At 59.5% G+C, this 11,723-nt stretch carries 13 protein-coding genes; all 13 read left to right on the top strand.

Translation table 11 applies throughout. The features are described 5' to 3' along the window. On the top strand, positions 1 to 963 hold a 963-nt coding region (locus tag B3187_RS03245), incomplete at its 5' end, for a cysteine desulfurase family protein (protein ID WP_286804555.1). 254 nt (positions 964 to 1,217) lie between these two features. Next, on the top strand, positions 1,218 to 2,657 hold the full coding sequence (gene sufB, locus B3187_RS03240; RefSeq protein WP_024459852.1) for a Fe-S cluster assembly protein SufB: 1,440 nt from the start codon (positions 1,218 to 1,220) through the stop codon (positions 2,655 to 2,657). 155 nt (positions 2,658 to 2,812) lie between these two features. Beyond that, complete coding sequence (gene sufC / locus B3187_RS03235) at positions 2,813 to 3,562, top strand: Fe-S cluster assembly ATPase SufC (protein WP_024459853.1); 750 nt, start codon at positions 2,813 to 2,815, stop codon at positions 3,560 to 3,562. A 3-nt stretch (positions 3,563 to 3,565) separates the two neighbouring features. Then, complete coding sequence (sufD, locus tag B3187_RS03230) at positions 3,566 to 4,879, top strand: Fe-S cluster assembly protein SufD (protein ID WP_286804554.1); 1,314 nt, start codon at positions 3,566 to 3,568, stop codon at positions 4,877 to 4,879. 8 nt (positions 4,880 to 4,887) lie between these two features. Next, positions 4,888 to 6,138 (top strand): SufS family cysteine desulfurase, encoded by a 1,251-nt coding sequence (locus B3187_RS03225; RefSeq protein WP_286804553.1) that lies wholly within the window; start codon positions 4,888 to 4,890, stop codon positions 6,136 to 6,138. Positions 6,139 to 6,159: 21 nt separating this feature from the next. Next, a complete protein-coding gene (locus tag B3187_RS03220; protein WP_024459856.1) occupies positions 6,160 to 6,531 on the top strand; it encodes a HesB/IscA family protein in 372 nt (123 codons plus the stop codon). 15 nt (positions 6,532 to 6,546) lie between these two features. Then, the gene (gene sufT / locus B3187_RS03215) at positions 6,547 to 7,083 is read left to right on the top strand and encodes a putative Fe-S cluster assembly protein SufT (RefSeq protein WP_024459857.1); all 537 of its coding nucleotides are present in this window, start codon (positions 6,547 to 6,549) and stop codon (positions 7,081 to 7,083) included. 25 nt (positions 7,084 to 7,108) lie between these two features. Next, positions 7,109 to 7,528: a SufE family protein gene (locus B3187_RS03210; RefSeq protein ID WP_123637122.1), complete on the top strand. Its 420-nt coding sequence runs from the start codon at positions 7,109 to 7,111 to the stop codon at positions 7,526 to 7,528. Positions 7,529 to 7,713: 185 nt separating this feature from the next. Next, complete coding sequence (gene ndk / locus B3187_RS03205) at positions 7,714 to 8,142, top strand: nucleoside-diphosphate kinase (protein WP_123637123.1); 429 nt, start codon at positions 7,714 to 7,716, stop codon at positions 8,140 to 8,142. A gap of 48 nt (positions 8,143 to 8,190) precedes the next feature. Further along, positions 8,191 to 9,363, top strand: coding sequence for a 23S rRNA (adenine(2503)-C(2))-methyltransferase RlmN (gene rlmN, locus B3187_RS03200; RefSeq protein WP_123637124.1), 1,173 nt, complete (start codon positions 8,191 to 8,193; stop codon positions 9,361 to 9,363). A 71-nt stretch (positions 9,364 to 9,434) separates the two neighbouring features. Then, positions 9,435 to 10,178, top strand: coding sequence for a type IV pilus biogenesis/stability protein PilW (gene pilW / locus B3187_RS03195; RefSeq protein ID WP_123637125.1), 744 nt, complete (start codon positions 9,435 to 9,437; stop codon positions 10,176 to 10,178). Between the two features lie 7 nt (positions 10,179 to 10,185). After that, the gene (locus B3187_RS03190) at positions 10,186 to 11,142 is read left to right on the top strand and encodes a RodZ domain-containing protein (protein WP_286804552.1); all 957 of its coding nucleotides are present in this window, start codon (positions 10,186 to 10,188) and stop codon (positions 11,140 to 11,142) included. A 33-nt stretch (positions 11,143 to 11,175) separates the two neighbouring features. Next, positions 11,176 to 11,723 (top strand): flavodoxin-dependent (E)-4-hydroxy-3-methylbut-2-enyl-diphosphate synthase (locus B3187_RS03185; protein ID WP_286804551.1); only part of this gene is annotated, 548 nt, incomplete at its 3' end.

Here is an 11,723-nt window from a genome sequence, read left to right as displayed (position 1 = left end):
GTCTGGACCAGCGGCGCCACCGAGGCGGATAACCTGGCGCTAAAAGGCGTCTGGGAAGCGCGCCGCCGGGCGGGCTTGCCCGCAGGCCACCTGATTGTCTCCGCGATTGAACACAAGGCGGTGCTTGATCCTGCTCACTGGTTGGCGGAGCAGGGCGTTGAGGTCACTTATCTGTCCCCCAATACCAGCGGACGGATTGAGCCGGAAGTGGTACGCGCCGCGCTGCGGGACGATACGTTTCTGGTCAGCGTGATGCATGTGAACAACGAGCTTGGCAGCGTCAACGATATTGCCGGGATCGGCGCCATTTGCCGGGAGCAGGACATCCTGTTTCACGTTGATGCAGCCCAGAGTGGCGGGCGGCTGGCGTTGAATGTGGCGGAACAGAACGTGGACCTGATGTCCCTCTCGGCGCACAAAATGTACGGCCCGAAAGGCATTGGTGCTTTGTATGTTCGCCGTGATCCGGGGGTGAAAATCAGCGCCCAGATTCACGGCGGTGGTCACGAGCGGGGCATGCGCTCCGGCACCTTGCCCACCCATCAGTGTGTGGGCATGGGGGCGGCGGCCCAGTTGGCCGCTGATCGCCTGGCGGAAGATCCGCCGCGTATTGCCGCCTTGCGGGATGAGTTGTGGCAGGGCATTGCCGATCTGCCGGGCATCCAGTTGAACACGGACCTGGCTCACACGGCCTGCGGTCACCTCAATATTGCGTTCGGCGGTTGCGATGGTGAAATGCTACTGCTGTCGCTGCGCCAACTCGCGGTGGCGACCGGCTCGGCCTGCACCTCGGCGAGTCTGGAGCCGAGCTATGTGCTCAAGGCGATTGGCCTGAGTAACGATCTGGCCCAGGCCTCTTTGCGTATCAGTCTGGGGCGCCTGACCACCGAGGACGAGGTGCAGTTCGCGATCCAGCACATTCGCGACGTGGTGCCAAAGCTGCAACGTAAGGCCAGCGCCTAAATAGGCGGACGTCGGATTACGGCCTGCGGCCTAATCCGACCTACGAGAGGGTGAACACCAGCACCGAACAAAACAAGTAGGTTGGATTAGCAAAGCGTAATCCGACTTAACGCAAGGGATGCGGAAACAGGGCACCAAAGTACCCGTAGGTCGGATTAGCGAAGCGTAATCCGACAGAACAACGCGAACAATCGCGGAATCGAACAACCGAATTTTAGCTAACTCACTCCGAATGCGGAGACAGAGGTGAAGTGATGGCAGAGCAAGAAGTTGAAAAACTGATCAAGCGCGAGTACGCCGCCGGCTTCCATACCCAGATCGATACGGATACCTTGCCGCCCGGTCTGAATGAAGACGTCGTCCGGTTTATCTCCGCGAAAAAAGGTGAGCCCGAGTGGATGCTCGACTGGCGCCTGCAGGCCTTCCGTGCCTGGGAGCAGATGGAAGAGCCCAATTGGGCCCACGTACATTACCCCAAGGTCGACTTCCAGGCGCTGTCGTACTTCTCCCAGCCCAAGAGTATGGAAGATCGGCCCAAGAGCCTGGATGAGGTCGATCCCGAGCTGTTGCGCACCTACGAAAAGCTGGGCATCCCGGTCCACGAGCAGGAGATGCTGGCGGGCGTGGCGGTAGACATGGTGTTTGACTCCGTGTCTGTGGTGACCACCTTCCGTGAAAAGCTCAAAGAAGCGGGTGTGATTTTCTGCTCGATCAGTGAGGCGGTACACGAGTACCCAGAGCTGATCAAAAAGTATCTCGGTACGGTAGTGCCCCAGAAAGACAACTACTATGCCGCGCTCAACTCGGCGGTTTTCTCTGATGGTTCGTTTGTGTACATCCCCAAGGGCGTACGCTGTCCGATGGAGCTGTCCACCTACTTCCGGATCAACGAGCAGAATACCGGCCAGTTCGAGCGCACGCTGATCGTCGCCGAAGAAGGCGCTTATGTCAGCTACCTGGAAGGCTGCACCGCGCCCATGCGCGATGAGAACCAGTTGCACGCCGCGGTGGTTGAGCTGGTGGCTCTGGACAACGCCGAAATCAAATACTCCACGGTGCAGAACTGGTACCCCGGCGACGAACAGGGCAAGGGCGGTATCTACAACTTTGTGACCAAACGCGGCCTCTGCCACACCAATGCCAAAATTTCCTGGACCCAGGTGGAAACCGGCTCGGCCATTACCTGGAAGTACCCCAGCTGCATTCTGCGCGGGGACAACAGCGTCGGTGAGTTCTACTCGGTGGCGTTGACCAACAACTACCAGCAGGCCGATACCGGCACCAAGATGATTCACATCGGGAAGAACACCCGCTCGACCATCATCTCCAAGGGTATTTCCGCCGGCCGGAGCTCCAACGCCTATCGCGGCCTGGTGCGGATGAACCCCGGTGCCGAGGGTGCACGGAACTACACCCAGTGTGACTCACTGCTGATCGGCGATCGCTGCGGCGCGCACACCTTCCCGTACATCGAGAGCAAGAATCCGAGTGCGGTGGTGGAGCACGAGGCGACCACCTCCAAGGTGAGCGACGACCAGATGTTCCTGTGCCAGCAGCGCGGCCTGGATCCCGAAAAAGCCGTCTCGATGATTGTGAATGGCTTCTGCCGGGAAGTGTTTAAAGAGTTGCCGATGGAGTTTGCGGTGGAAGCCGGCAAGCTGTTGGAAGTGAGCCTCGAAGGCTCGGTGGGTTAATCGTTGGATAGCGGCGGATAGCACCGCAGTTTGCGTAGGGCGGATAAGCGCGAAGCGCGCATCCGCCGTTACCCAAACCAACGCCGCCACCCAAACTCGAAACCACCGCACACGACGAACCGAATTTACGTTATATGAAACTGGAAACCGACACTATGCTGACCATCAAAGACCTGCGCGCCAGCGTCGAGAATGAAGAAATCCTCAAGGGCCTGAGCCTGGACATCAAACCCGGCGAAGTGCACGCCATCATGGGCCCGAACGGTTCGGGCAAGAGTACCCTGGGCAATGTGCTGACCGGCCGCGAAGGCTACGAAGTGACCGCCGGCAGCGTGCAGTTCAATGGCAAAGACCTGTTTGAACTCGAGCCTGAAGAGCGCGCCCGCGAGGGCCTGTTCCTGGCCTTTCAGTATCCGGTGGAAATCCCCGGTGTCAGCAACATGGAATTTCTGAAAGCGGCGGTGGACGCGCACCGTGAACACCGCGGTGAAGACCCGATTTCCTCGGTGGACTTCCTGAAGTTGGCCCGCGAGACCTGCAAGTCGGTCGACCTGGACCCGTCGTTTCTAAAACGCGGGGTCAACGAAGGTTTCTCCGGCGGTGAGAAAAAGCGCAATGAAATTCTGCAGATGATGCTGCTCAAGCCCACCGTCTGCATTCTGGATGAAACCGACTCCGGGCTGGATATCGATGCCCTGCAGGTGGTAGCCAATGGCGTGAACGCCATGCGGGCGGAAGATCGCAGCTTTATCGTGGTCACCCACTACCAGCGGCTGCTCAACTACATCGTCCCGGATAAGGTTCACGTATTGGCTGGCGGCCGCATCGTGAAGTCCGGCGGTAAAGAATTGGCGCATGAGCTGGAAGAGAAAGGTTATAGCTGGCTCGAAGAAGAGGTGGTGTAAGCGATGAGTGATTTTCAGCAACAGGCGTTGCAACTGGCCGGGCAGCAGGATAGCCCGGACTGGCTGTCCGAGCTGCGCACCAGTGGCGCCCGGCAGTGGCTGAAAACGCCCTGGCCAAACCGCAAAACCGAGCAGTGGAAATACACCCCGCTCGCGCCGCTGCAGAAAACCGAATTTGCGCAGTGGGCCGAATCCACCGCCCAGTGGCAGGACCAGATCGAATGGTTGGAACTGGATGCGACGCGTCTGGTGTTCGTCAACGGCGTGTTCGATCCCGAGGCGTCGGACGCTTTGCCCGCTGAAGTGGTTCGCTTTGGCGATGCCAGTGCGGAGCAGCAGGCCGTTATTGGTCAGCATCTGGGTAAAATCGTCGACAGCGAACACCATCTGTTCGCCGCACTCAGCAACGCCTGGGCGTCTGAGGACGGTGTGCTGGTGCACGTCCCGAAAGACACCAAGCTGGCCAAGCCGCTGTATGTGGTGCAGGTGTCCACGCCGGGCAGTGCGCCGGCCACCGCCAACCAGCGGTTGCTGGTGGTGCTGGAAACCGGCGCTCAGGCGAGCATTATCGAGCATTTCGCCTCGACCGACGACGAGCAGAACGGCTTCGTAAACAGCCTGACCGAAATTGAAGTGGGCGAGAATGCGTTCCTGCACCACTATCGGATCAATCTGGAAGAAGAGAACCTGCTGCACGTGGGCGGCATTCACGCCAACCTGCAGCGCAGTTCGCAGTTGCGCGGTTTTACCGTTGCCCAGGGCAGCAAGCTCAAGCGTATTGATTATCAGATCAACCATTGCGGTGATGGTGCGCACCTGGATCTGCAGGGCGTGTATGTCCCGCGCAACAAGCAGTTGATCGACTACCACACCAATGTGCAGCACAAGGTGCCGCACTGCACCAGTAACGAAGTCTTTCGGGGCATTATTGGTGACTCGGCGCACGCGGTGTTCAATGGTCGCATCCATATTCACCAGGATGCCCAGAAAACCCTGGCGGAGCTCAGCAACAAAAACCTGCTGACCTCGCCCAAGGCGGAAGTGGACACCAAGCCCGAGCTGGAAATTTACGCGGATGATGTGAAGTGTGCCCACGGTGCCACCGTGAGTCAGTTGAACAAAACCGCGCTGTACTACATGCAGGCCCGCGGCATTTCGCGGGAGGAAGCGCAGGTCATGCTGAACTTCGGCTTTATCAACGAGCTGTTGCAGGATGTCGCCGAGCCGGCCGTGCGTAACTACCTCGGCCCGCGCCTGGCCCGCCTGTTCAGCAGTAACAGCGATCTTCTGAGACACATTCAGAGCGAAGAGGCCTGATCCTCACCATGAACAGACCGGAAGCACTACAGAGCACCGCCGGCTTCGATGTGGAAGCGGTACGCCGGGATTTCCCGATCCTGCAGGAGCAGGTGAACGGGCATCCGTTGGTGTATCTGGATAACGCCGCGACCACCCAGAAGCCACGGGCGGTGATTGATGCGATCAGTCACTACTACCTGCACGACAACAGTAATGTGCATCGTGGTGCCCATGCGCTGGCGGAGCGGGCGACGGCAAAGTTTGAAGGTGCGCGGTCAACGGTGGCCGAGTTCCTCAACGCACCGCATCGCGAACAGATTCTGTGGACGCGCGGCACCACCGAAAGTATCAACTTGGTGGCGTTCAGTTGGGGTCGCAATAACCTCAAGGCGGGTGATCGGATTCTGGTCTCGGCGATGGAGCACCACTCCAACATTGTGCCCTGGCAGATGGTGGCCGAGGCCACCGGCGCAACCGTCGAACCCATTCCGGTGGACGAGACGGGCACGCTGGAGCTGGCGGCGCTGGAAACGCTGCTCGAGCAGGGTCAGGTGCGTATGGTGGCGGTCGGGCACGTGTCCAATGCTCTGGGTACGGTCAATCCCATCGATGACATTATTGCCCTGGCGCACAAGCACGGCGCACTGGCGCTGATTGATGGCGCCCAGGCGGTAAGTCACTGGCCCATCGATGTTCAGGCGCTCGATTGCGACTTCTATGTGTTTTCGGCCCATAAACTGTTTGGTCCCACGGGATTCGGCGTGCTGTACGGCAAACGCGACCTTCTCGAAGCCATGCCGCCGTATCAGGGCGGTGGCGAGATGATCCAGTCAGTGAGCTTCGCCGGCACGACTTACAACCAGTTGCCGTACAAGTTTGAGGCGGGCACCCCGGATATCGCTGGTGCCATTGGCCTGGCCGCTGCCATTGACTACCTCAATGGGCTGGACCGGGAAGCCGCCGCTGCGCACGAGCGGGCCCTGTTGGCCTATGCGGAAGAGAAGGCGTTTGCGACCCCGGGTATCACTCTGGTGGGCACGGCGGCGCACAAGGTCAGCGTGTTGAGCTTTCTGGTCGAGGGCACCCACCCGAACGATCTGGGGTTTCTGCTGGATCAACAGGGTGTGGCGGTGCGTACCGGACACCACTGCGCGCAACCGATTATGGAGCAATACCATATTCCGGGTACGGTGCGCGCCAGCTTTGCGTTTTACAACACCTTTGATGAGGTGGATCGGCTGTTCGAGGCCCTTGAAAAGGCTCGGCAGTTTTTTTGAACAACACAGGAGTAGAGTGAGATGGCAGTAGAGTCATTTGATCCCACTCGGCAGGCCGTTGCGGTCACTCCGGCTGCAGTGGAACACTTCCGGCGTCAGTTGGGCCTCAACCAGGAGGCGCAGGCGGTACGTCTGAGCGTGAAAGAGAGCGGTTGTACCGGTTTCATGTACGTGGTGGACCTGGTGGCCGACGGGCGCGAGAACGATGTGTGCTATGAACTGGCGGACGACGTCTCGCTGTACATCGACCGGGACAGCCTCAATGTGGTCAGCGGTACCGAGATCGATTATGTCATTGAAGGCGTCAATCGCCAGCTCAAATTCAATAACCCCAATGCTCAGGATTACTGCGGCTGCGGGGAAAGTTTCAGCGTTGTGAATGCTTCCTCCTAGACGCCCGGGGCCCCGATGAGTGAACGACGTATGGTGGTGGCCCAGGCGGACTGCCCGGCCCGCCGGGTGCCCGACGGCACGCACCTGACCATTCCCAAAGACACCTTCGTGACGATCACCCAATCTCTGGGTGGCAACTATACGTTGACCTATCACGGCCAGATGGTGCGGGTAGATGGCACCGACGCGGCCGCCCTGGGCCTGGAGGCCCAGGAGCTCAACTTTCCGCCGCCCGCCGATCAGCGCATCAATGAAGATCAGGTCTGGGAAGCTCTGGGCACTGTGTATGATCCGGAGATTCCGGTGGATCTGGTCAATCTGGGGCTGATTTACGCGGTGGACGTCGACCAGAGCGAACAGCGGGTGAGCATCAGGATGACCCTGACGGCGCCCGGCTGTGGTATGGGGCCGGTGCTGGTGGGTGATGTCGAGCGGCGGGTGGCCAAGGTGCCCAACGTCGATTACGTGGCGGTCTCCCTGGTGTTCGATCCGCCCTGGAGCCGGGAGATGATGAGCGAAGAAGCCCAGCTCGAGACCGGAATGTTCTTTTAAGGTTTAACCCTCAGGATTCAGTGGTATGTCCCAATTCGGAACTGACATCAGCGCCGACGATATCGTCGAGACCCTCAGCTTTTTCGATAGCTGGGAGGATCGCTACAAGTACATTATTGACCTGGGGAAAGAGGTACCACCGCTCGACCCGGCCTACCAGACCGAGGCGTACCTGGTGCGCGGCTGTCAGAGTCAGGTGTGGCTGACCCATCGGGAAGAGGACGGCAAGCTCTGGTTCGACGCCGACAGTGACGCCTTTATCGTCAAAGGCCTGCTCGGCGTGGTGCTGGCCGCCTACAACGGCAAAAGCCCTGCCGAGGTGCTGGATTTTGATATTGAAGGCTACTTCAACGAGCTGAACCTCCTGAAGCACCTCAGTCCCACCCGGGGTAACGGTCTGCGCGCCATGGTGGCCCGAATCCAGGATATCGCTCGCGCCGCCTGAACCGCCGGTGCCGCTTGATCTGCAGCCCGGTTTCCAGAGGCGTCGATCGGTGCACAGTTTGCGGTCAATCGCGCCTGCCGGGGTGGCTTATAGGCGCAACCCGCGTATAATTCCCGCATTTCTCCGCCCCCGAGGGGGCGGGGCTGATCCGAGACCATTTTGCGCGACTGACACTGGAGCCTTCGATGCCCGAACAACAGACCCTCTCTATCATCAAACCGGACGCGGTACGGAAAAACCTGATCGGTGCCATTGAGAGCCGTTTCGAGCAAGCTGGCCTCAAGATCGTGGCACTCAAGATGATTCAACTGAGTCGGGCCCAGGCCGAGGGCTTCTATGCCGAGCACCAGGGCAAGCCGTTTTTTGAGGGGTTGGTGGACTTTATGACCTCCGGCCCGGTCTGTGTACAGGTGCTGTCCGGCGACAACGCCATCACCCGCAATCGCGAGTTGATGGGGGCGACCAACCCGGAAGAGGCCGCGCCGGGCACCATTCGCGCGGACTACGCTGAAAGCGTGTCCATCAACGCGGCGCACGGCTCGGATTCGCCCGAGTCTGCCGCACGGGAAATCGCCTACTTTTTCGAACCCGGGGAAATTTTCGCTCGCAGCTGATGCGGACGCCGAGATTCCCGAGCTCATTTCGTTCATACAGGTATTCACATGACCGCTGTACCCGCTGCCAACACCGCTGACCCGTCCAAGACCGAGCGGACCAATCTGCTGGGCCTGCCCGAGGCCAAGCTGGTGGCTTTTTTCGAGTCCTTTGGCGAGAAGCGCTTCCGAGCGACTCAGGTGCTGAAGTGGATTCACCAGCGCGGCGCGGAAAACTTCGACGAGATGACCAACATCAGCAAGTCGCTGCGGGAGAAGCTCAAAGAAGTGGCCGAAATCCGGGCACCGGAAGTCATCCAGCAGTTGGACTCGTCCGACGGCACCCGCAAGTTCCTGATTCGCGTGACCGGCGGCAGCATTGTAGAGACGGTATTTATTCCCGAAGGCGATCGGGGCACCCTGTGTGTCTCCTCCCAAGTGGGCTGCTCGCTCGACTGCAGCTTCTGCGCGACGGGCAAGCAGGGCTTTGACCGGGACCTGACCGCAGCGGAAATCATCGGTCAGGTGTGGATTGCGGCCAAGTCCTTCAATCAGCTTCAGCCCAATGGTCCGCGAAAGGTGACCAACGTGGTGATGATGGGCATGGGCGAGCCGCTGTTGAATTTCGACAATGTCGTGGACTCCATGAACCTGATGATGGAGGACAACGCCTACGGCATCTCCAAGCGGCGGGTGACCCTGAGTACCTCAGGCGTAGTGCCGGCGCTGGACAAGCTGGGGCAGTACACCGACGCCTGCCTGGCGATTTCCCTGCACGCGCCCAACGATGAACTGCGCAACGAGCTGGTGCCGATCAACAAAAAGTACCCCATCGCCGTGCTGCTCGATTCCGCCAAGCGCTACATCGCGGGTTTGCCCGATACCCATCGGCGCATTACCATCGAGTACACCATGATTGATCATGTCAACGATCGTCCGGAACACGCCCACCAATTGGCGGAACTGCTTCAGGATGTACCGGTAAAAATCAATCTGATCCCGTTCAACCCGTTCAAACTGTCCGACTACAAACGGGCCAGTAACAATGCGATTCGTCGGTTCCAGACCATTTTGATGGAAGCGGGCTATATCACTACCATCCGTACCACGCGGGGTGAGGACATTGATGCCGCCTGTGGTCAGCTCGCGGGCACGGTCAACGATATGACCAAGCGCAGTGAGCGGTACCGGGCGAAGTTTGACGAACTGCAAACCGTAAAAATAATTGCGCCGTCTCCCTGACGAGCGTCTGTGACCAAGAGGTAAGGGTGATGATAAAAGCACATAGAAACCCGCGCCGAGTATGGCGTTCAATGGCCGCGCTGGGATTGCTGGCGTTGCTCGGGCTGGGCGGCTGCGTGACCCAGACCAGCGGTCCGCAAGTGGACCGCGAGGCAGCCCTGGATACCCACTATCGATTGGCCATGGCGTACATCGACAACCGTAACCGGGACTCGGCTCGTCACCATATTGAGAAAGCGTTTGAACTCGATGATGACTCGGCCAAAGCCTACGCGGCACAGGCCATGCTGCTTCAACTGGAAGGTGAGGTGGAGCGTGCTGAGGACAGCTTCAAGTCGGCGCTTCGGGAAGACCGGAGCTTTTCTCAGGCCCGTAACAACTACGGCGCTTTTCTATTCAGACAACAGCGTTACGAAGAGGCCTATGAGCAGTTCTCAATCGTCAGTGAAGATCTGAGCTACGACAATCGGGCTAGAGCGCTGCTCAGCCTGGGGCGCACCGCCAAGCAACTGGGGCGTGAAGAGCGCGCCCGTGCGGCGTTTGAACATGCGTTTACCCTGGATCGACGCCTGGCGCCGGTCCTGTTGGAGCTGGCAGACATCAGTTTCCAGGACAAAGAATACGCGCAGGCCAAGCGCTACCTGGATCAGTACGGCGAGGTGTCTCGTCAGTCGGCCCGTTCGCTGCTGTTGGGTATTAAAATCGAAAGGATCTTCGGCAACCAAGACAAAGAAGCCAGTTATGCGCTGGCATTGAAAAATCGCTTTCCTTATTCCGATGAGTATCTGGAATACAAACGCGAAATGAGTCGTTGAGGTCCTGATGTCAACTGAAGAACAACCCGCCGAGGCCGAGGTTCCGGAGCTCGCCCCGGAGGCGTACCCAGGCGCGCTGCTCAAAGCCGCGCGGGAAAAGGCCAAGCTCAGTGAAGAGGATGTCGCCCGCGAGCTGCGGATGACCGTCAGCAAGGTGCGTGCTCTGGAGGCGGACGATTACGATCGGCTGCACTCCGATACGTTCATTCGCGGTTATCTGCGTACTTACGCGAAACTGCTCGGCCTGGAACCCGAGGACCTGCTTCAGGCCTACAAGCAGGCTCGGCGTCAGGCCGGGTTGGCGGATGATCCCGAAGAAAGCCCGTTGAAAATCAATGTGCCCGAGCCGACCCGGTCCCTGTGGAAATTTGTGCTCTGGATTCTGGTGTTGCTGGCGGGCATCTGGGCACTGTCGGTCTGGTTTCTGGGCAACCGGCAGGATCCCGTGGCGGATAGCGCCATGGTGGACCCGATCAGTGAACTGAAGGCGCCAGCGCCGACGTCGGCCCTGACTGAGGAGCCGGCAGTTGAACAAGAAGCGGTAGCGGGCAGTGTGGACGATGGGACCGAGGAAGCGACTGAGGCAGCGCCGACCGCAAGCGCCGAGACGAACTCGGCCGCGGCGTTGACCGGCTCTGAACCTCCGGCAGCGTCAAGCGGTGCCGTGGAGCCTCTGGCAGCAACGGAAGTGAGCAGTCCCGGTGCGTCAATGAACGACCCGGAAGTGCTCGATCAGCTGCGTTTGACCTTCTCGGAAGAATGCTGGGTAGAAGTGACCGACAGCCGTGGGGACGTGCTCGAAACCGATCTGCTTCAGCCCGGTCGGGAATTGTTGCTCTCCGGTGAGGCGCCCTTTACGGTGAAGCTCGGCAATGCCGGCGCGGCCCAGGTTGAGCTCAACGGTGAGCGTTTTGATTTTGTTCCGCCGGTCAGTGGTCGCCTGATGACCCTGACGGTCAATTGATACCCCTGAACCGAACCATCACAGGATCGCATCATGCACAGTGAGTCGCCCATTGTACGCCGTCAGTCCCGCCAGATTATGGTTGGCAATGTGCCCGTTGGGGGCGGAGCGCCGATCTCCGTGCAGAGCATGACCAACACCGAAACCACCGATGTGGCCGCGACCGTCGATCAGATTCAGCGCCTGCAGCTTGCCGGAGCGGATATCGTGCGCGTCTCGGTCCCGAGCATGGAGGCCGCCGAAGCCTTCGGAGCCATCCGCAAACAGGTGGATATTCCCCTGGTGGCGGATATCCACTTTGATTACCGCATTGCCTTGCGGGTGGCGGACTTGGGTGTGGATTGTCTGCGCATCAATCCCGGCAACATCGGACGGGAAAAGCGCATTCGCGCGGTGGTGGACAAAGCGCGGGATATGAATATCCCGATCCGCATTGGCGTCAACGCCGGCTCTCTGGAAAAAGATCTGCAGAAAAAGTACGGCGAGCCTACTCCGGATGCGCTGGTCGAATCGGCCCTGCGGCATGTGGAGATTCTCGATCAACTGAATTTTTACGACTTCAAGGTCAGCGTCAAGGCCTC

Source organism: Marinimicrobium sp. UBA4209, assembly GCF_002381585.1.
Classification (GTDB): Bacteria; Pseudomonadota; Gammaproteobacteria; order Pseudomonadales; family Cellvibrionaceae; genus Marinimicrobium; species Marinimicrobium koreense.
Note: the sequence above shows the minus strand (reverse complement) of the source record. Positions and strands in the feature narration are given on the sequence as shown.

What these genes read in the sequence shown, in the direction of transcription:
- sufB (WP_024459852.1), top strand. Translation starts at nt 1,218, where the DNA reads ATGGCAGAGCAAGAAGTTGAAAAACTGATCAAGCGCGAGTACGCCGCC.
- sufC (WP_024459853.1), top strand. Translation starts at nt 2,813, where the DNA reads ATGCTGACCATCAAAGACCTGCGCGCCAGCGTCGAGAATGAAGAAATC.
- sufD (WP_286804554.1), top strand. Translation starts at nt 3,566, where the DNA reads ATGAGTGATTTTCAGCAACAGGCGTTGCAACTGGCCGGGCAGCAGGAT.
- B3187_RS03225 (WP_286804553.1), top strand. Translation starts at nt 4,888, where the DNA reads ATGAACAGACCGGAAGCACTACAGAGCACCGCCGGCTTCGATGTGGAA.
- B3187_RS03220 (WP_024459856.1), top strand. Translation starts at nt 6,160, where the DNA reads ATGGCAGTAGAGTCATTTGATCCCACTCGGCAGGCCGTTGCGGTCACT.
- sufT (WP_024459857.1), top strand. Translation starts at nt 6,547, where the DNA reads ATGAGTGAACGACGTATGGTGGTGGCCCAGGCGGACTGCCCGGCCCGC.
- B3187_RS03210 (WP_123637122.1), top strand. Translation starts at nt 7,109, where the DNA reads ATGTCCCAATTCGGAACTGACATCAGCGCCGACGATATCGTCGAGACC.
- ndk (WP_123637123.1), top strand. Translation starts at nt 7,714, where the DNA reads ATGCCCGAACAACAGACCCTCTCTATCATCAAACCGGACGCGGTACGG.
- rlmN (WP_123637124.1), top strand. Translation starts at nt 8,191, where the DNA reads ATGACCGCTGTACCCGCTGCCAACACCGCTGACCCGTCCAAGACCGAG.
- pilW (WP_123637125.1), top strand. Translation starts at nt 9,435, where the DNA reads ATGGCCGCGCTGGGATTGCTGGCGTTGCTCGGGCTGGGCGGCTGCGTG.
- B3187_RS03190 (WP_286804552.1), top strand. Translation starts at nt 10,186, where the DNA reads ATGTCAACTGAAGAACAACCCGCCGAGGCCGAGGTTCCGGAGCTCGCC.